General features: G+C 46.0%; 15 protein-coding genes. 7 read left to right on the forward strand and 8 right to left on the reverse strand.

From position 1 onward, the window contains the following. Nucleotides 1-55: 55 nt before the first annotated feature. From ACNKW2_RS10070 to ACNKW2_RS10080, 3 genes are all read left to right on the forward strand, one after another. Nucleotides 56-763 (forward strand): response regulator, encoded by a 708-nt coding sequence (locus ACNKW2_RS10070; RefSeq protein ID WP_419148436.1) that lies wholly within the window; start codon nucleotides 56-58, stop codon nucleotides 761-763. Nucleotides 764-786: 23 nt separating this feature from the next. Beyond that, the gene (locus ACNKW2_RS10075) at nucleotides 787-2,073 is read left to right on the forward strand and encodes an ATP-binding protein (protein WP_419148437.1); all 1,287 of its coding nucleotides are present in this window, start codon (nucleotides 787-789) and stop codon (nucleotides 2,071-2,073) included. Nucleotides 2,074-2,296: 223 nt separating this feature from the next. After that, on the forward strand, nucleotides 2,297-3,643 hold the full coding sequence (locus ACNKW2_RS10080) for a sodium-dependent transporter (protein WP_419148438.1): 1,347 nt from the start codon (nucleotides 2,297-2,299) through the stop codon (nucleotides 3,641-3,643). A 17-nt stretch (nucleotides 3,644-3,660) separates the two neighbouring features. Here the strand turns inward: ACNKW2_RS10080 and ACNKW2_RS10085 are convergent, their stop codons facing one another. After that, complete coding sequence (locus tag ACNKW2_RS10085) at nucleotides 3,661-4,116, reverse strand: GNAT family N-acetyltransferase (RefSeq protein WP_419148439.1); 456 nt, start codon at nucleotides 4,114-4,116, stop codon at nucleotides 3,661-3,663. Nucleotides 4,117-4,210: 94 nt separating this feature from the next. Next, nucleotides 4,211-4,954, reverse strand: a complete 744-nt coding sequence (locus ACNKW2_RS10090; protein ID WP_419148440.1) for a sporulation protein — start codon at nucleotides 4,952-4,954, stop codon at nucleotides 4,211-4,213. A 131-nt stretch (nucleotides 4,955-5,085) separates the two neighbouring features. Between ACNKW2_RS10090 and ACNKW2_RS10095 the strand changes: the two genes are divergently transcribed. Continuing rightward, the gene (locus ACNKW2_RS10095; RefSeq protein ID WP_419148441.1) at nucleotides 5,086-6,657 is read left to right on the forward strand and encodes a cation:proton antiporter domain-containing protein; all 1,572 of its coding nucleotides are present in this window, start codon (nucleotides 5,086-5,088) and stop codon (nucleotides 6,655-6,657) included. Between the two features lie 274 nt (nucleotides 6,658-6,931). Beyond that, complete coding sequence (locus ACNKW2_RS10100; protein ID WP_419148442.1) at nucleotides 6,932-7,219, forward strand: hypothetical protein; 288 nt, start codon at nucleotides 6,932-6,934, stop codon at nucleotides 7,217-7,219. Nucleotides 7,220-7,272: 53 nt separating this feature from the next. On the opposite strand, the gene ACNKW2_RS10105 is transcribed toward ACNKW2_RS10100, so the two are convergent. The 6 genes from ACNKW2_RS10105 to ilvY form a co-directional block, all read right to left on the reverse strand. Then, complete coding sequence (locus ACNKW2_RS10105; protein WP_419148443.1) at nucleotides 7,273-8,262, reverse strand: sterol desaturase family protein; 990 nt, start codon at nucleotides 8,260-8,262, stop codon at nucleotides 7,273-7,275. Nucleotides 8,263-8,358: 96 nt separating this feature from the next. Continuing rightward, the gene (locus ACNKW2_RS10110; RefSeq protein WP_419148444.1) at nucleotides 8,359-10,599 is read right to left on the reverse strand and encodes a TonB-dependent receptor family protein; all 2,241 of its coding nucleotides are present in this window, start codon (nucleotides 10,597-10,599) and stop codon (nucleotides 8,359-8,361) included. Further along, the gene (locus ACNKW2_RS10115) at nucleotides 10,592-11,863 is read right to left on the reverse strand and encodes an imelysin family protein (protein ID WP_419148445.1); all 1,272 of its coding nucleotides are present in this window, start codon (nucleotides 11,861-11,863) and stop codon (nucleotides 10,592-10,594) included. The genes ACNKW2_RS10110 and ACNKW2_RS10115 overlap by 8 nt, the downstream gene beginning before the upstream one ends. Nucleotides 11,864-11,945: 82 nt before the next feature. After that, nucleotides 11,946-13,766: a DUF4856 domain-containing protein gene (locus ACNKW2_RS10120; RefSeq protein WP_419148446.1), complete on the reverse strand. Its 1,821-nt coding sequence runs from the start codon at nucleotides 13,764-13,766 to the stop codon at nucleotides 11,946-11,948. Between the two features lie 298 nt (nucleotides 13,767-14,064). Further along, complete coding sequence (locus ACNKW2_RS10125; protein WP_419148447.1) at nucleotides 14,065-14,757, reverse strand: winged helix-turn-helix domain-containing protein; 693 nt, start codon at nucleotides 14,755-14,757, stop codon at nucleotides 14,065-14,067. 63 nt (nucleotides 14,758-14,820) lie between these two features. Then, the gene (gene ilvY, locus ACNKW2_RS10130) at nucleotides 14,821-15,714 is read right to left on the reverse strand and encodes an HTH-type transcriptional activator IlvY (RefSeq protein WP_419148448.1); all 894 of its coding nucleotides are present in this window, start codon (nucleotides 15,712-15,714) and stop codon (nucleotides 14,821-14,823) included. Between the two features lie 107 nt (nucleotides 15,715-15,821). On the opposite strand from ilvY, the gene ilvC reads away from it, so the two are divergent. Both ilvC and ACNKW2_RS10140 read left to right on the forward strand, forming a co-directional pair. Beyond that, complete coding sequence (ilvC, locus tag ACNKW2_RS10135) at nucleotides 15,822-17,294, forward strand: ketol-acid reductoisomerase (RefSeq protein ID WP_419148449.1); 1,473 nt, start codon at nucleotides 15,822-15,824, stop codon at nucleotides 17,292-17,294. Between the two features lie 241 nt (nucleotides 17,295-17,535). Further along, a complete protein-coding gene (locus ACNKW2_RS10140) occupies nucleotides 17,536-19,437 on the forward strand; it encodes a methyl-accepting chemotaxis protein (RefSeq protein ID WP_419148450.1) in 1,902 nt (633 codons plus the stop codon). Nucleotides 19,438-19,534 lie beyond the last annotated feature (97 nt).

A 19,534-nucleotide genomic window follows, 5' to 3' on the forward strand; every position in this document is an offset into this window, starting at 1 on the left:
ACATGGTCAAAGAATTATACTCGGCTGGGCAACAGAGTAAGTTTGGAGTGAAAGCATGGAACAATATGGCACAATTTTACTGGTTGAGGATGACGCTTCACTAGCACAATGGGTCGCTGAATACTTAGATAATCAGGGCTACAAAACCCACTGCTGCTACCGTGGTGATGAAGTGGTAGAGCAGGTAAAAACGCTGAATCCGGACTTGGTATTGTTGGATGTTATGTTACCCGGTAAAGATGGTATCAGTGTCTGTCGTGATTTACGCCAGTTTTACCATAAACCAGTGATCATGCTCACCGCCAAAGACGAAGAAATGGATGAAGTCATTGGCCTTGAAGTGGGCGCCAGCGACTATGTTATCAAACCAGTGCGACCACGAGCATTATTAGCCAGGATAAAAGCCAACGTTAGAAGCGCACAAGAAGCTCCAGCAGAAACCCCAAACACAGCGCATCAAATCAAAGTTGGTCAATTGAGCATTGATACTCAAGCTCGCCGTGTTTGCGTTGGCGAACAAGCCGTCACCGTATCCAGCGCCGAGTACTTACTATTACAGTTTTTAGCCAGTCATGCCGGCGAAGTGGTGTCACGAGACGCCGTATTTAAGGCAACCAAAGGCCGTGAATATGATGGCTTAGACCGCAGTGTCGATGTGCTTATCTCAGCGCTAAGAAAAAAGTTCGGTGATGACCCGCAAAACCCGGACAAAATAAAAACGGTTTGGGGCAAAGGCTACTTATTGGTTCCCTCTGCTTGGTAATTTAGCAGCATGATGAGTACTGTGTGAAAAAACTGTATTTATATCTCTTGGCTGGCGCGTTAATTTCCATTGTGGCGTTAGGCTGGGTCATTGATATTTTTAATCAACAAACCGCTCCCGCCGACAACAGCTTTGCATGGCAAAGTAAGCTCATCTCTGGCTTTGCTGAACAAGTGTCTAAAGTCCCAGAAGCTAAGCGTCAAGCACTTACCGAAGCATTAGCACAACAGTTCGAGGTTAATGTTGCCTTTAAACAAGGTGAGACCTTAGCCATGCCGCTGGAGTTAAAACAGCAAATGTTGCAACCTAGTGGTTTGGTCATTGAAAATGAAAGTGTGTATTTACTAAAAACCAACGCCACCTTGTTTCCGGATTTTATCGAGCTTGAATGGTCACCAGACACACCTCAAGCCGAGTATGACGTGGTGTTGACGTTATTATTTTACGGCGGCATTGGTGCCATTTTATGGTTTATCTTGTCGCCATTAGTGAAGCGTCTCATTGTACTCAATACCGCGGCAAAACGCTTTGCCAGTGGCGATCTCAGCGCCCGAATTAACAAAAGTCACTTTACTTACATTGGCGATTTAGAAAATACCTTTAACCGCATGGCCAACCAAATTGAGCAGTTAATCGCTGAGAATAAACTGATGGCGTCGAGTTTGTCTCACGATATACGCACGCCAGTCGCCTGCCTTAGATTCGGTCTCGATGCCGCACTAGAAGAACACGACTTAGAGGCCGTTCACCATTACCTTACGCGCATGGAAAAAGACTTAGACCAAATGGAAGGCATGCTTTCAAGTTACTTGGCTTTTGCCACTTTAGAACAAAAGTCCCACCTGCTTAAACCACAATCTACTGAGCTGCACCCTTACCTTAAAGAGATCTTGCTGCAAATGCAGCCTAAGCTGCACAGTAATCAGCTTAATAGCAGCCTAGACGTTGCCGCAGAAATACACATCAATGGCGATTTACATTGGCTTGCCAGAGCCATTAGCAACCTCATCAGTAACGCGTGCGATTTTGCCCAGCAACAATTACACATTAGTGCCGAGCAACAACCCAACTGCCTACTGATCCACGTTGAAGACGACGGCCCAGGCATTGAGCAAAGCAATTGGGACAAAGTATTTAGCCCCTTTTTCCAAGAGCAAACTCACCGCAACCGCGGCGAAAAAAGCTATGGCCTAGGGTTGGCTATTGTCGCCAAAGTGATGGATTGGCACCATGGCTACGCTAAAGTCGGTCAATCACAGCGCTTAGGCGGGGCAAAATTTACCTTATTCCTGCCATGTAAAGAAAAATAATAGCTGTAAATATGACACTACACTGCTCCTCACTTTGTGAAAAAATTAAACGTGAAAACATTAACTTATGAACTAAACTCACCGCTGTTAGTGCAACACCTTAGTTACGGCGAAATTTCAGCCATAACCTTGTGTTAAATCAAAGAAATTTACTCTTTTTATTTCCTTTTAATTACAGTAGATTGTCTGAGCCGTTAGCAAAAATTAGAGAAGTATAATAATTATGAGCAATATCCGAGGAGAGTTTAGCTCTCGCTTTGGTTTTATTATGGCTGCCGCCGGTTCGGCAGTCGGTCTGGGCAACATTTGGGGCTTTCCAACACAAACCGCATCTAATGGCGGTGCTGCGTTTGTCTTAGTGTATTTAGTGTTAGCATTTTGCTTAGCATACCCAGCATTGATGGCAGAGCTTGTTATTGGTCGTCACGGCCAAGCGAATGCCGTTTCTTCATTACGTAAACTTACGCGCTCAGCGTGGCAAAGTAAATTGGCGTTTGTAGTGGGCTTTGGTGGCATTATTTGCGCCGGGTTAATCCTCAGCTTTTATGCCATTGTGGCAGGCTGGATGTTTAGCGCCACACTTGAGCCGGTGGCTGAGTTGACTGCGCTTTCTGGCGCGCAGCACTGGTTAGAAGACTCGTCGTTGTCGCGTAATATTATTTTCACCGCCGGCTTTATTGCCCTGACCGTACTGATCATTAGCAAAGGGGTGGAAAACGGTATCGAAAAGTGGTCAAAACGCTTGATGCCAGCCTTGCTGGGTATTCTCTTTATGCTCATTGCTTATGTGCTAACGCAAGATGGCGCGTTAACCGGATTGCAAGTGTACCTAGTGCCGGACTTTTCATCGGTGCTACAACCACAGTTATTGGTCGATGCCTTGGGTCAAGCCTTCTTCTCACTTTCCCTAGGTACCAGTGTGATGATTATTTATGGCTCCTACATTAGTAAACGCGAAAATTTGGTTTCGTTAGGGGCACTGGTCACGCTAATCGATGTCTTTATTGCCTTTGTTGCAGGCCTGCTTATCATCCCAGCCATGTACGTAGCTCAGGCACAAGGGGTAGAAATCTTTGCCGCCGACGGCAGTTTGCTTAAAGAAGACACCCTAGTATTCCAAGTGTTACCGGCGCTGTTCGATAGCATGGGCTATATCGGCCTATTTGTTAGCTTTGCCTTTTTTGCCTTAATGAGCATTGCCGCACTGACTTCGTCCATTTCTATGTTGGAAGCGCCGGTGTCATACGCGGTGGAACGCTTCGCTCTTAGCCGTATTCAAGCAACCTGGCTAATAGGCGCGCTTATCACAATTGTCAGTCTCACTATTCTATTTAATTTGGAGTCGTTGTTTGGCTTTGTGGTGACACTCACCACCAAATTTGGCCAGCCACTGCTAGGTATGATGTGTTGTATTTTCGTGGGTTGGATGTGGCATCGTGCTAAGTTACTTAAAGAGATTGAAACAGGCTGCCCAGAAGTGGCAAGCAGCCTATTTTGGAAAGTATGGCCATGGTACATCCGCTTTGTTTGCCCATTGGCCATCGCTGCGGTGTTTTTAAACTCAATCTAACCACAGCTGCTAACGGTTTATTTAGCAGTACTTTTTCGCAGCACCATGTCTTGATGAGGAATACCATCTTCGAGGTATTCCTCCCCTTGCTTTACAAAGCCCAGCTCGGTGTAGAAGCCGTCTAAATAGCACTGCGCGGCGATCTCAAGTTGTTGGTGCGCAATGTGTTGCTCACAGCATTCAATGGCCCGCAGCATCAAATTTTTTGCAATTCCTTTGCCCCTTGCTGGCACGGCCACTAACACCCGACCGATTGCCGCACAAGTGTCTGATTTACGATAACAACGGGCGTACGCCATCAGTTCATTGCCTGACAGTAAAAAAAGATGCTGGGTATGGTCGGCAATATCGATGTCATCGATTTCTGGGTATGGACAGTTCTGCTCCACCACAAAAACATCGACCCTTGCTTTAAAAATAGCATAAAGTTCGTCTTTAGAAAGCTGCGCATACGTTTTTGCGTGCCAGTTCATCGTATTCTCCCCTGTTTTAGTAACGGTATTATTTACCTATATTAAAAACAAAAAAAGCGCCCATGCGTGGGCGCTTGGTGCTTTCTATGTCTTGTTACGAAAATAAGCGTTCTAGCTGGTCGCACAGCTGTGAAATATTGACGTGATCGTGCTCAATGGTTAAGTCGACATAGCCATCGCCGCGAAATGCGCGGTCTAGCTCAATCAGCACATGAGTGCGGTGCGCCTCAGGGACGAACGACAGCTCAATTTCTTGCAGTCCAAATAGCGAACGGGTGTTAGGGCGATATTCCAACTCTTGATAACAACCGGAAACCGATTGAAACTCGGTCGCTCTTAAATAGCCTTTTTCAACATCGGCTTTAACAAGCTGAAAACCTAAACGCTCCATTGCTGTCATGCAGGCTTTGACCGCTTCATTAGGGTAAATATGCAAGGCATCTTTGTCTGAAGGGTCAAGCGCCAAGTCGATATCTAAACCGGTATCAACCCACACGTGACAGCGGTTGTAGCCTGCGTTTATTTCAGTGATTGGGGTTTCAGAGTGAAGCCTTGCTTCAAAAGGGATTACCTTCTCTTCTCCCGGTGCGATGGTGAATTGGTCACCCACACGCCAGCGGTCAATCACGTGGTTAGTGAAGTATTCACCGTCTTCACCTTCTACTTTAACGCGGGTCATTAACGCCAGTTCAAGACCTGAAATTTCTTGGCTAACGTCGCCACCTTTAATAATTATCTGCGCCTGAAACTTTTGCCCAGGATGCAAATGTTCAGTTTCTAATACAGTATCAACTTTTGCTGCACCGATACCGACTGATGCGAGGATCTTTTTAAACATTACGTCTCCTGTCCGGTATGTCCTTAACAGCATCATAACCACATTTGCTCCGACTTGTCAGCGAAAATTTCTAATTTATATATCATAAGGTTTTGATACACTGGTTATATCTTGGATAAAAGTAAGATTTTATGGAACTGCTCTATTTTGCTGTCGCATTTGCGTGTGGCTTTTCGGTTTATCAATTAAAACTGCCGCCACTGATTGGTTTTTTGATGGCCGGTTTTGTGCTCAACTTGCTGGGCTATCAAACAACTGATTTGTTAACCCAGTTAGCGGACTTGGGTGTCACCTTATTGCTGTTTAGCATAGGGTTAAAACTGCGAGTCGGTAACTTGCTTAAACCCCAAGTCTGGGCCCCTGCCACCATGCACATAATCACCAGCAGCGCGTTTTTTGCTGGCCTATTGCTGATGCTGGGCGCCATGAGTCTGCCGCTATTTACCGACTTAGATTGGCAAAGTGCACTGCTGGTTGGCTTTGCGTTTAGCTTCTCCAGTACCGTCTTTGCCGTCAAGGTACTGGAAGAGCGTGGCGAAATGTCGAGTCTGCACGGTAAGATATCCATTGGTATCTTAGTTATGCAAGATATCTTTGCCGTGATCTTTCTTGCAGTCAGCACTGGCAAAGCCCCTAATATGTGGGCACTGGCACTGCTGGTCGCACTCCCCTTGGTACGGCCCCTGATGTATTGGGTGCTAAGCCGCTCGAAACATGGTGAGCTACTGCCATTGTTTGGCTTTTTCTTTGCCCTGGTTGCGGGTTATCACGCTTTTGAGTTTGCCGGTTTAAAAGGCGACTTGGGCGCTCTGATCATGGGGATGATTTTTGCACCACACAAAAAAGCAGGTGAACTTTCCAAAGCACTGCTGAATGTAAAAGACATTTTATTAGTGGGCTTTTTCCTTAACATTGGTTTAAATGCCACCATCACCCTGGATGCCTTGCTCATTGCGCTATTATTAATTGTGGTATTGCCGCTAAAAGTGTCACTGTACTACGCCTTTACTAATATGTTTAAGCTGCGCGCCCGGACCTCTTTATTGAGCGCCTTCACGCTCACCAACTACAGCGAGTTTGGCTTGATTGTCTGTGCGGTCGCCTCGGCCTCTGGTTTGATTGCGGCGGATTGGTTGGCAGTGGTGGCCATAGCTGTTTCCATTACCTTTGTCATCGCTTCACCAATTAACAAACGCGCCAATGAAATTTACGTCAAGCTTGAACCTTGGCTATTAAAGTTTGAAAGCAATGATCGCTTAGAAGAGGAAATGCCCGTTAACCTGACTAATACCAAGGTGGTGATCTTTGGCATGGGGAGAATTGGTACCGGTGCCTACGAGACCATTCAAGCCAGTTTTCCCGATACCGTTGCCGGCGTTGATATCAAACCAGAAGTGGTGGATAAACATGTCTCGCGAGGCAGACGAGTGCTTACGGCGGATGCCACCGACCCTGACTTTTGGCAACGGGTTAACCACTCAGAAGTAGAAATGGTCATGCTGGCCATGCCCAAGCACATGCAGAACATTTATGCCCTGGAGCAGTTAAAAGCATCCGGCTACGACGGCCAAGTCACCGCCATTGCTAACTACCCAGATCAGCAAAAAGAGCTTGAAGATATGGGGGTGGATTCAACCTATAACTTCTATCTAGAAGCCGGTAGTGGCTTTGCTGAACACGTCAAAGAAAAATTATTTTCTTAATTTAACTGCGAGTTTTCAGTACCTTAAATGGTACTGAGAACCATTTCCACCTGCATATCAGAAAGTTACGTCTAGACGTATAAAATATTATGGCGTTGACCGCATTATTCGATTTACAAAGCTTTACATCGGTATTAGCAATTTCATCCCACTTCGGAGTAAACTGAACGCATTGGAATTGACCTAAGTCACTATTTTATACACATAAAATAGTGACTTTGGTTAATGTAAGTCAATGTCACTGGATTGTGAACAAACTCTCTTTGGAGGCCGTATGTTTAAAAACAAATCGAATGGTCAATTTTCTGCAGCCGTAGACGATGTTAAAGCAGCACCATTTTCAGACCTTCAAGACAAGCTGGATGCTATTCAGGACGAAGGCATGACAGGGCTAACAATCCGTAACGTTTTATTCCATAAAATGCTCGATTTACATGCCGTTCCGACGGATCACTTCTTGCGCGAGCAAGAGACTCCGAGTCGCTTAGATGATCCTAAGTTAATTGAAAAATTAAATGAATTGGGATTCTACCGCACCAAATCAGCCACCCAATTGCACTAAAAAAATTAGGGAGCCTACTCTCCCACAATAGGCTGACAATGCCCGTCGTCAGCCTATTTTCTCTTCAATTGCTTTTCTACTATCGGTTTTACAGGCTTTTTCGGCACTAATGTTTTCATTGCAAGCTTAATTGGTTTTAGATAAATGGCACTGAGTGAATCATGCCCAGCATCGTACTGGCCAACACCAATCGACACTTTCCCCGCTTCAGAGGCTTTGATCAAAGAGCCATAGAGACGATCCCAAATCGCCAGCGCCGAGCCTAAGTTACTATCAAAGTGCGCCGGATTGTCACTGTGGTGCACCTGATGCTGTGCTGGGCTGATAAACCAACTTTCGAGCCGGTCACCCCAACTAAACCAAATATGGGAGTGACGCAAATTGGCACCAAAAATATTAAACAAAAAGACAAAGGCATTGGCGCCAAGAATGTCATACATACTCAAGGTGTCACCAAAGACATAATAGCCACACCCCACCACAATCCCTTGAGTTAGCGCCATACGACAAGCATATAGATAACTCTCCACAGGATGAGAGCGATAAATCGTAAACGGTGTCAGCACTTTCGCTGAGTGGTGCACCTTGTGAAATTCCCACAGAAAAGGAACTTTATGAAGCATCAGGTGCAACAAAAAACGCGTTAGATCATCGACTAAAAACAGCATCAAAGTAAATATGGTGATCACTAGCCAAGACGGCGCATCGAGATGCAAAGCAGGGCCAAATAGGTGCTCAAAACCATCCGATAAGCCCATGGCAATGGGAACCATGGTTAACACAATAGGAGTAAAGGTGGCCGCTTTAATGAGCCGATTGGTGATCAGCAAACAATAGTCCAGCTTAGCGCTTTGACACCACCAGACCTGTTTGGGAAATAAGAACTTAACAAAGCCCTTGCTGGAACGAACTTTTTCACTGGCGTAATACACCGGCAGTGCCATCACCACAGCACTCAACAAGTATGGCAAATACACTCTCTTATTGGCATCGAAAAGATAGCCTGGGAGTTCAACAATGCTTTGCCATAATTGCTCTAACATAGGAGTTCCAGAGTAAATCGTGTTGCTGTGCGATTACCATATATTAATCGCAAATTGGGGCTCAAGCCACCGCATTGAGCCCCATGCCTTTATTTTTTAAAAGCGATATTTATAGCCCAGGCTAACCTGTCTTGGTTTACCTGGTCTAGCGCCATACGGGCGACGACTGACGATTTCAGCATCATCGAACAGGTTATCTATTTTGCCATAGATTTGGCCATAACGGCCCAGTTCATAGCTTGCTGATAAATCCACAATGGTCGCGCTCGGCACTTTTGACGATTCCAGTGGCAGCTCATAGCTGTCCAGTTCCGTTTGACCGCTGGCATCGTATAATACCCAGCTACGGCCTGCCGATTCCGACATTGAGCTTATGTACTTCACTGCTAAATTAATTTTCCAGTCATTCGCTGCTAGACCAATGTTAAAGGTCGCTTGATGATCTGGTAAATACGGCAGTTCATCACCGTCTTTAATGTGGCCCCATTGCGCAAATTTAGTGAATTGCTCACTTTCAAACTCCCCTTTGGTGTAGGTATAGGTAAAGCTATACGGAATGTCTACCTGCAGGTTTAATGGGTAGCGCTGGGCAAACTGCATCTCTAGGCCATACACGCTGGCCTCACCACCACTGAACTGACGCCCTTGTTGATCATTAACACCACAGTTTGACTGGCCGCAGGTTTCATTGAGATTGTCGTAATCATTAAAGAAGCTAACCACCTCAAATTGCGTTACGCCATCATTAAAGCGACCACCAAACTCATAGTTAATACTTTTCTCAAGTTCTAAATTCGGATCTTGCTGCGGTGACGACGGGATAAAGCCTTGGTGTACACCAAACAATAATCCGGCATCCTCAGATAACTGATAAAAGCCACTGACACTGGGTAGCCAAATACGCGTGGTTTTATCAATCCAGCGATCGGCATCTTTGTTGTCTTGATAGTACATGTCCATCAGCTCACCACGTAAGCCAACCCCTAAAGTCAGGGCATCCAGTTGCACTTTATCTTCAATATAAACAGACCAAGCTTTGGTGTTTTCTGAGTTCAGTGAGGCGAACTGCTTGGAGCCTTCCACCAACATCGGGATGCCAGATTCCATCGCATATGCTTGCTCAAAGTGCTTACGTTCAATTTCATCCTCGTGAAAGCGCACACCTACAGCGACATCGTGCTCTAAACCAAATAGCGACACGGTAGCATCGGCATCAACTTGTACACCTTGAGAAAAGTATTCACGGTCGTTGGTGCCCATGGTTAAGAATAAGTTTGAACCGGCAATCACTGAGTCTCGGCTGCCAGTGATAACAGCGTATTCATCAGCGAAATCTGCTGGATTGGCCAACACCTTGGACAACGATGGCCCACCACTGCTACCAATGCCGTTGAGTTTTAACCAAGCACGCTCGTAATCATTGCGATAAAGGCGCGTGATGACATCAAAGCCACTCCCTTCAAGGAGGTGTGAAAACATCACTTGGGTGTGTTTGGTATCCATCTCGGCAGGCTGCGTGGCGGCATAACGACGATACGGGTTCGCCGCAAAGTCTTCATCCGTTAGCCCCAAGTAGGTTTCATCCGACAGCTCATCGGCGTAACTCAGCTTAAGGCCAAAGGTGTGGTTTAAATCGCCCTGGCTTAGTTTGTAATTGAACTTGGCGAGAAAATCATTTTTTTCAAACCCGGTATCACCGCCATTGTCTAGCTCTTTAAAGCCATCGGCTTGTAAATTAACTGCTTCAAATAAGAAGCCAACATTATTCACCACCGAGCCATAATAACCATGGGCTTTACTGTAACCATCACTGCCTGCCGCCACATCTAAGCCACCTTCGGTAAACTCAGGAACTTGTCTGGTAACTAAGTTCAGTGCGCCAGCCACAGTCTGAGGGCCATGTTGGATAGCTGCAGGACCTTTAAACACTTCCACTGCGGTCATGCGCGTGGTCACTGGGAAATAGTACGCTGCGGGAGCGGAATATGGCGCCGGCCCGATTAACACCCCATCTTCCATAATGGTAATCTTTTTACTACGCTCAGGCGTCACACCACGAAAGCCAATGTTAGGACGCAGCCCGTAACCATCTTCCTCACGAATATTGACACCCGGCACGTTAGCCAAAATACGGTGAATGTCGTCGTATTCGTATTCCTCTAGCTGCGCTTCTGACAACAAGGTTGCCGAGCCGGCTTCTTTGCGTAGCTTATCGTGGTGGCTAATAATCGAAATGTGCTCGATATCGGCATTATCATCGGCCGCAATGGCATATGGCATAGCCAAGGCGGTTGCCACTGCCAGTAAAGATTTTTTCATGTTCATACGCTTAGTCATTGTCACCTGCCGAAGTTTGTGGAAGTTCTAAGGCGAGCTTTTCAATAAAGTCCGCTTTTAATTCATCCGTTACGACTTTTACGTCCGTGTGTGTTTGCGTTACGTTTTCAGGATTATTTGCCAATTCTTGCTGTAAGCTGGCAGGCATCGCCATTAAGGTCGCTTCTGCTGCGGCTAATCCCTCTAACATGCGTGCTTTAACATCGCTGCCATCTTCGGCATCGAGAAAATCATCAAAGCCTAGGGTATTATCGCTGTCACTGCCCTGGCCGGTGAAAATCTGTTTAAAGGCACGAATGTTGGCAAGTAAGTTTTCTTTAGAATGCTCCGCAATCGGAGACTCTACGGCTTCAGGACAAGCCTCTAAACCACAGGCGTTTGGAAAACCTAAACCCAATGGTGTTGCTACCTTGCCATCCTTTAACTCTTCGGTCATGTAGAATAACGCTTTTGAGATCTCATTCAGCGCTAGGTGCGGTGTATCGAAAGGAGAGCCTGGGCCACCTGCATTCAGCAGCTTGGCGGCATAGCCTTGGTCGCCATTCCAGCGCGATAACAAGGTTTCACTGTGCCCTTCGATATCTTGGGCAACTGCCGTGGCAAATTCACATCTGGCAATGCGACGTTCTTGCTCTGGGCGGGTATTCCAGGTTGCTAACGCGGTGTTGGCCGTGGTGCAGTGATGATTAAGCTCATCGCTAAATAAAAGGTACTCAAGTGCCGTCAAGCCTTTACGATTGGCGGTACGCTCTTCAAGCACATAAGGTCTATCGCTGTCGCCATTGATAACACCGTCTTCGAAGTAGGCAACATCTTGGTCTAGGGCACAAAGTGATCCCGTGGCCGGCCATACATAGATATTGTTCTTGAGCTCTTTGCTATTGGCGGTGAGTGGGCCCATTTGCATCATTTCGACGTATTGCCAGCTGACCATGGTATCGCGCCAGCTGTCTTGGGCTAACGTGCGTAATGACGCCGTATCGTCTGCCGCTGATTTTTCCGCGGCACAGTAATTGCCAACCTGTTGCTGCTGCTCGGTGGCAAGGGCATTAAATTGCTCGATGGCTGGGGTCAGTACATTGTTAACTAAATTGCTCACCAAGGCCGCTTCATCAAACTGCGTTGGTGTGGTTGGATTACCTGTATCAGGCGTGTCATTGTCTTGAAAAGCAGGACCCTGGCTACTTGAGGTACTTTCGCCGCAACCTGTGAGTGCTAGCGTGACAGCCACGGCAGCGGCGCTTAAACGTTTATACACTTTCATTTGCATTCTCTGTTAGTCATATACAACAAAAGGCTAGCCGCAAAACGGCTAACCTTCTCAACGTTATAAGTGGGTGTGGCTATTACCAGTTAGCAACATTCTCGACATCAAAACCGTATGCAGCTGCAATAATATCACGGGCTTGCTCTAGGTCGGCTTTGTAAGCGTCAACCCCATCCGCTGATAAGACTGGCTTATCGCCCATCAATTCATGGATGTTAGCAAAGTTTTCCGCCGTTACTGGAGAATGCGGATTAAACTGGAAGTTAAGGGCAAAGCCTTTCATTTCTGACCAGTGCTTCGCCACGGTGTAGAACTGCTCAGCAGTAAAGTCACCTGAGGCAATATCGAAAATGTCACCGTCATCATCAGAGATTGTATCATTGATGTAGTGTACCACGGTCGCTGCAATTGATTTTTCCCACGCTAAGATAGCTTGATCGCGCAGTGCCTCTAGGCGCTCTTGGTCTTCAGTTGCCCACTGTGCTACGTCAGTACCTACGTTATCGTTGATAAGCTTACGTGCTTCAATAAACGCTAACTGTGCCTGCGCAGTGAAGTCAGTTGGGTGAGCATTGCCTTTCGTGCCACGGTCACGTTTTGCCGCGTTGGTTGAGTTACCAAAGTTGTACTCTGAGTTCAGGTCGATTTTACCGTCACCATCAAAGTCATTGTAGCCATTGCCAAACTCTTCACGGCCACCTTTACCAGCGATTTCATCGTCGCTGTATTCTAGGTAGTTAATCGCGGCGCCAAAGTAGCCATAGCCTTCGTCGAATTTATGCTCTAGCTCAGTGTAGTCTTTACCTTCAGCAAGGGCTGAGTTGTCGGCTGATTTATCACCAATAAGTAGCTCATCTAGGTAGTCATCGGCACCTTGAGAAAGTGCTACCGCACCGTTAAGGTGCTTCTGTACCAATTGCGCTAAATCAAGACCTTCAGGCGTGACGTAAAGCTTGTTTAGCGTCACTGAATGCCCATTGTGCTCTGCCGTGATGCTAGAGCCACTTTCAAACATTTCAAGTTGCGCTTCGAGTAGGTCAACAAAGTGTAGCGCTAGGCCTTCTGGTGTTTTTGCTTGACTACCAAACTCAGACCAGCCCACCATAGTGCCTTCTTGGATCCAATCTTTGTGCATGTAGGTGGCGTCACGACCGGCGATTTTACCGCCTTCACCAGCGACTTTTTTCAATGAACCTGAAATCGCACCTAGGGTGGTTTGCTCCGCATTCACGCTTTCAGCGAAACCTAAGGTGTTTTCGAGGATGCTGTCATTAGTCAGTAAAAAGCTTTTAATTTCGGTGATGGCCGCGGCCGCTGTTTTTTGGCCTTCAGCTGCGCCTACGGTTTCGTTGTTCAATTTACCCATTAGGCTCTTGATTTGAACCATTGCAGCGTGACGAGCAACCTGACCAGAGTAAGCCACACTCGACTCACCATTGGCGTTGTTGAAGGCGTATAAGTTCACCCCTGCTGTTGCTTCTACGTCCGTCACGGCAACCGCGATGTCAGCCTCGGTGCTCTCGCCTTCACTGTCTGTTGCTGTCACTTTGACATTCACTGCGCCGCCTGCAACTTGCTCATAGTTCAGGGCGTTAGACGCTTTTAGTTTCAACACTCCATCCACCACTTCGAAGCGATTGTCTGACACAGTAAAGGTCAACTCACTCACCGCGTCGCTGTCGTCTGAGAAAGAAACATTCGCAACGGCCGCACCTAGCTTATCTTCAGTAATGCTGGCGTTATCTACTGAAATAGTCGGTGCCGCGTTAGTGGCCGGTGGCGGAGTCGTAGTGTTGTCGTCGTTATTATCGTTTGAGTTGCTGCTTGAGCCACCACATGCGGTTAAACCTAACGTAGCAGCTAAAATTGCTGAGCTTAACAGAGACTTTCTAAGTACCATTATTGTGTTCCTTTAAGACTAATTATGGTTATATTTTCATAACTAGGTGCAAAGTATACACATACGTAAATAGCAATCAATATTATTTGCATTGTAGAAATAACAATTCTGCTAACATTTCGCTCTTTTTTAGTGCATAAAGAAAAGAAAGAAAACTAAGAGGTACATATAAAACAAAGACATAAACCCGTAGCAATGGATTTATGTCTAAAAAATAAGCCGCAGTTGATCTGGGACAAGTAAATCAATTATTAGAACAAAACAATAGGTTGTTGCTCAAAAACCACCCAGCCGTGTTTTAATTCCACACATCGGTTACAAATAAATAACCTTGTCGCCAGATAGTCTTGATTTTCTCAGGGCGACTGGGGTTATCGTGTAATTTTTTTCGTAAGCGAGAAATTCTGACGTCAATGGTGCGAGTGTCTGGGCGATAATATTTACCCAAGATTTGTTCATAGACAAATTCACGCTTGACCACTTTGCCTGCTTGACTGGCCAATAGCCATAGCAATTCAAATTCATGGGTAGTCAAGTCAATGCGCTCTTGCGCAAAGCTCACTCGACGAGTGTTTTTATCAATGTGGAGTTGACCAAAACTCAGTTGTTCAGGTTGCGACTCCTCTTCATAGGGTAGTTGCCGTTTCAATAAAGCATCTAGACGGGCACGCCAAAGTCGGGGTTTGGCGTCTTTGGCGATGACTTCATCAGCACCGAGCTCTAAAAACAAACTGTGGACATCTTCATCGTGACTGTCTAGGCTGATGATCACTGGCGCTTTAAATTTTTGTCGAAATTGACTAATTGAGTCACAGCTGGGAACCGAAGCGATAGCTTGATCGAGCACAACACCACTGATTGATTTCCCTGCGTAACCGTTTATTTGCCCTATTTCCCTTAATAATTCAACGTCATACCCCTGTTCTTCAAGCATTTTTTGTTGTGTTGTTAATTGCGTGTCATTGCTTTGTGCAACCAAGATAGTAGACACCGACGCACCTCATTCATTCAATTTGGATGGCAACAGTGTAGTCACACAAGCTGAATAGATGCTTTACAACGTAAATAATCCTTTTGCCGTATCCCATAGGGCCTTAACCACCGGGTCGTATAGTCTTTTATTCTTAGTTACTAAGCCAATTTCAATTTCGTCTGAACGCAGCTGTAATAGTTGCACTTGATTTTTGAACGGGCTTTGACTGATCACGATTTCTGGCACACAAGCAATACCAAAGCCAAGGCTGGCCAGTGCCACCATGGCTTCGTGACCTGAAACATGGGTATACACCTTGGGCGTAAAATGGTGTTTTTTGCAAAAATTATCCACCCTTTCTTTCAATACGCCCTGCTCTGGCATAATAAAAGACAAGCTGTGCCATGGCATTTCACCATTGCTGTGCTGCTCTAAGGTGGCTTTTAGGGGGCAGTCCATGGTGGGGCCAATAAACACTAAGCGCGAGCGACCAATCGGCAAATATTCGATGCCACTGGGCAAGTGTTTTGGCCTTACCGCCACCGCCACATCTTCTTTGCCACTGGCCACTTGCGCAATTGAATGCGCCGGATCGCCAGTAATGAGGTTCAACTCTACCTGGGGGTATTGGTGACGAAACCGTGAGAATAAATCATAAATAAAACTGTAAGTCGCGGTCACCGAACAAAATAAACTGAGCTCACCACTGAGTGGTTTATTATCGTCTACACACTCACTCTTAAATTGCCGCCAACTCGATAAAGTCGACTGGGCATAGTGAATAAATGCTTTGCCTTGCTGGGTTAACTCAACTGTGCGGTTATCTCGCAAAAACAGTGGCGCCCCAACTTCTTCCTCTAACTGCTTAATTTGTCGACTTAATGTGGGTGGACTGACAAAACAACGCTCACTGGCGCGAGAAAAGTGCAGTGTGTCAGCCAGAGCAAGAAAGTATTTTAATTGTTTATGATTCATAGTATTTCACCTTTTGAAATACTATAGTTCAAATATATCATTTTACGCAACCAAAACCACGCTCTACTCTACACTGAGTTTCTACTTGGACAGCATCAGGAAATATCATGTCGAATTACTTTAATACTTTATCTTTGCGTGAGCAATTAGCTCAGCTTTCTCAATGTCACTTCATGGATCCCCAAGAGTTCGAACAAGGTGTCGATGCCCTCCTTGGCAAAAAGCTAGTGATTGTCGGCTGTGGTGCTCAAGGTTTAAACCAAGGCCTTAATTTACGTGACTCGGGGCTTGACGTAAGTTACGCACTACGTCCTTCTGCCATCGCAGAAAAAAGACAATCTTACCTCAACGCCAGCGAAAATGGCTTTGTGGTTGGTACTTATGAAGAACTTATTCCCGAAGCGGATTTGGTGCTTAACTTAACCCCAGACAAACAGCATACAGCGGTGGTCAACGCCGTAATGCCACTGATGAAAAAAGGCGCCACCCTAGCCTACTCTCATGGCTTTAATATTGTTGAGGAAGGGATGCAAGTGCGCGACGACCTAACGGTGATCATGGTTGCCCCTAAATGCCCTGGTACTGAAGTTCGAGAGGAGTACAAACGCGGCTTTGGTGTCCCCACTTTGATCGCCGTTCACCCAGAAAACGATCCTGAGGGCAAAGGCTTAGAACAAGCGAAAGCGTATGCAGCTGGCACCGGTGGCCACCGAGCTGGGGTATTACAATCGTCCTTCATTGCCGAAGTGAAATCGGACTTAATGGGCGAACAAACCATTTTATGCGGCATGCTGCAAACCGGTTCAATATTATGCTTTGACAAAATGGTCGCAGAAGGGATAGAACCTGGTTACGCCTCAAAATTAGTCCAATATGGCTGGGAAGTCATCACTGAAGCACTTAAACATGGTGGTATCACCAACATGATGGATAGGCTATCTAACCCAGCAAAGCTTCGTGCTTTTGACTTAAGTGAGCAGTTAAAAACGCTAATGCGCCCGCTTTATAACAAGCACATGGACGATATTATCAGTGGTGAGTTCTCCAAGGGCATGATGGCCGATTGGGCTGAAGACGATGCTAAGCTCCATGCTTGGCGAGCCGAAACCGCAGAAACCGCGTTTGAAAAGCAAGCCAACAGCGATGCCGAAATCTCAGAGCAAGCGTTTTTCGATCAAGGTATCTTAATGGTGGCGATGGTTAAAGCCGGTGTAGAGCTGGCCTTCGAAACCATGACCGCTGCGGGGATCATTGACGAATCCGCTTATTATGAGTCACTACATGAAACACCATTAATCGCCAATACCATCGCACGTAAAAAGCTGTTTGAAATGAACCGGACTATTTCTGATACGGCAGAATACGGCTGTTACTTGTACAATCATGCGTGTTTACCTTTATTACAACCCTTTATGCAAAGCGTAAGTGTGAGTGATATTGGCCAAGGTTTAACAGCAGCTGATGGCTACGTAGACAACCAAAAGTTAATTGCGGTGAATCAAGCCATTCGTAATCATCCGGTTGAAAAAGTCGGTGCAACCTTGCGCGGCTACATGTCTGATATGAAGAAAATAATCTAATGATGGTGCTCTTGTGCACAGCAGAAGGTGATGCATCACAACCGATTCGCTTGTTAGAAACCAAGGCCACTTCCCTCCCTGAGGTTGTGGCCTTTTATTTGTCTTCGCTCAATCTGCCTGTCTTGTTATGGCACTCATCTACAAGATAATTTTTTTGCTTTTAGAGCATGCCAACTTGTTCCGAGCTGGTTATTTACTATGCTAGAATAATCGGTTCCACGGGATTACACACACAAATCTAATGCAAAATACAGGCTTAACTATAACTCAAAGAATTACTTTACTAGGTAGTCTTATTGCCATAGCGGTTGCTTGTTTGATCGGGGTTACCTCGCTCTACAGCGCCAAAACGCTCACAAATGAACGCATGCTGCAATCTGAATTACCCAGCAAAGTAGAAAGTATAAATAAATCACTGAGCAAGGAAATTAATAGCTTAAAGAATGCAGCACAACAGCTATCCAGTAACTTATTTATTACGCAAAGTGCACAGCAAAACCAACTTGATGAGACTTTGTTAGTGAATGAGCTCAAACGCATTGCTGCTCAATATGACTTAGTAACGGCCTCATGGGCGAACCGAGAAAACCATAACTACTGGAATCAAAATGGCTTTTTGCGCCAGCTAAACCGTGAACAAGACGGTTGGTTTTTCGGCTTTACGCAAAGTAGTCAGGCGTTTTCTATTAGCATCTATCAAGAAGCTCCTGGTGATGTGAAGATGTTTGTGAACCACCAGCAGCTTAACGGCATTGGTCTGGCGGGGTTGGCGAAAAGCATTGACGACATGCAGGCCATGTTAGCCAATATGAAGATTGAGCAAACCGGCTTTGTCTTTGTCATTAACCGCCAAGGCACAGTGCAACTTCACCCCGATGCCGGTAAAGTAGCGAAATCGTCTCTAAGCGACTTTTATGGTAACGATAGCGACGTATTTAGTAATACCGATAGTTTTATCGTCAAAGAGCTAGAGGTGGATGGTGAAACCAATTTGGTTGCTGCCAGCCCTATTCCAAATACCGATCTTTTGGTTGTTGCTCAAGTGCCCACCAGCGAAGTATACAGTGGCATCACTGAGTTGCAGTGGCAGATCATCGGGTTTTCACTGGTTATTGCTTTGGTGGCTAGTTTTATCAGTATGCTGCTGTCAAAAAACCTCAGTGCGCCTCTAAAGAATATGGCAGAGTTATTTGATCAACTAGGCAATGGTGATGCCAAATTAGACTATCGTTTGCCTGACTCCTCGCAGCCTGAGTTGCATGCTTTGGCGAATGGCTTTAACCAGTTTATGACCAAAATTGAAGAGGCGATCCACATGGTGGCCCAAGAAAGCCACTCTATTCGCGCAACTAGTGAGGCAGTGTTAACACAAAGCCAGCAAAACTCGCAGTCACTAGAAGAGCAAAAGTCGCAAACCATGTCTGTTGCTGCAGCAATAAATGAAATGGGCGCCACCGTGCAAGAAATTGCCAGTAGCGCCACCAATACAGCTAAGCTCACTGAAGAGAGTAAAGTATCCACTGCAAGCAGTCGCCAAGGCGTACAACAAAGCCAAGAGACATTGCACCTGTTAGCGACAGACATCGACAACATGGCATCTCAAGTGGCTACACTGGCGCAAAAGACCAAGTCCATTGCCAATATCGTTGACGTCATCAGTGGCATCTCTGAGCAAACTAACTTACTGGCATTAAACGCGGCGATTGAATCTGCCCGAGCTGGCGAGCATGGTCGTGGCTTTGCCGTGGTCGCTGATGAGGTTCGTGCGTTAGCCAGCCGTACCTCACAGTCAACAGACGAGATTCAAGCAACCATTTCCGAGCTTACTCAGGTTTCTGACAGCATAGTCACCCAGATCCAACAATCAAGTAAACAGGCAGAACAGAGTGTCGATACCATGCAAATGTCTGTTGATTTAATGCTTGAGATCTCTGAAACCGCAAACCAAATCAATGATATGACTGCACTTATCGCTACGGCAACAGAGCAACAGAGTAATGTGGTTGCCGATGTTGGCCGTAACATTGAGCAGATCAGTGAAATCAGTGACTCAGTAATGCATGAGCAACTCGATACCGAACAAGCCATTCAGCGTCTAGCAACCTCGGCGAAAACACTGGATGACCTAGTTGCTAGTTTTTAATCTGTGACCAATGGCGTAGCAATCAGCAGGTTGCCTACGCCAACCATTAGTCATATTCAGTAACAAGTTTGTCTACCGCAATTGACTATTATTGTAC

This window comes from Pseudoalteromonas 'SMAR' (assembly GCF_048515945.1).
Lineage (GTDB): Bacteria > Pseudomonadota > Gammaproteobacteria > Enterobacterales > Alteromonadaceae > Pseudoalteromonas.

What these genes read in the sequence shown, in the direction of transcription:
- ACNKW2_RS10140 (WP_419148450.1), top strand. Translation starts at nt 17,536, where the DNA reads ATGCAAAATACAGGCTTAACTATAACTCAAAGAATTACTTTACTAGGT.
- ACNKW2_RS10120 (WP_419148446.1), bottom strand. Translation starts at nt 13,766, where the DNA reads ATGGTACTTAGAAAGTCTCTGTTAAGCTCAGCAATTTTAGCTGCTACG.
- ACNKW2_RS10115 (WP_419148445.1), bottom strand. Translation starts at nt 11,863, where the DNA reads ATGAAAGTGTATAAACGTTTAAGCGCCGCTGCCGTGGCTGTCACGCTA.
- ACNKW2_RS10105 (WP_419148443.1), bottom strand. Translation starts at nt 8,262, where the DNA reads ATGTTAGAGCAATTATGGCAAAGCATTGTTGAACTCCCAGGCTATCTT.
- ACNKW2_RS10090 (WP_419148440.1), bottom strand. Translation starts at nt 4,954, where the DNA reads ATGTTTAAAAAGATCCTCGCATCAGTCGGTATCGGTGCAGCAAAAGTT.
- ACNKW2_RS10085 (WP_419148439.1), bottom strand. Translation starts at nt 4,116, where the DNA reads ATGAACTGGCACGCAAAAACGTATGCGCAGCTTTCTAAAGACGAACTT.
- ilvY (WP_419148448.1), bottom strand. Translation starts at nt 15,714, where the DNA reads ATGAATCATAAACAATTAAAATACTTTCTTGCTCTGGCTGACACACTG.
- ACNKW2_RS10080 (WP_419148438.1), top strand. Translation starts at nt 2,297, where the DNA reads ATGAGCAATATCCGAGGAGAGTTTAGCTCTCGCTTTGGTTTTATTATG.
- ilvC (WP_419148449.1), top strand. Translation starts at nt 15,822, where the DNA reads ATGTCGAATTACTTTAATACTTTATCTTTGCGTGAGCAATTAGCTCAG.
- ACNKW2_RS10070 (WP_419148436.1), top strand. Translation starts at nt 56, where the DNA reads ATGGAACAATATGGCACAATTTTACTGGTTGAGGATGACGCTTCACTA.
- ACNKW2_RS10100 (WP_419148442.1), top strand. Translation starts at nt 6,932, where the DNA reads ATGTTTAAAAACAAATCGAATGGTCAATTTTCTGCAGCCGTAGACGAT.
- ACNKW2_RS10110 (WP_419148444.1), bottom strand. Translation starts at nt 10,599, where the DNA reads ATGACTAAGCGTATGAACATGAAAAAATCTTTACTGGCAGTGGCAACC.
- ACNKW2_RS10095 (WP_419148441.1), top strand. Translation starts at nt 5,086, where the DNA reads ATGGAACTGCTCTATTTTGCTGTCGCATTTGCGTGTGGCTTTTCGGTT.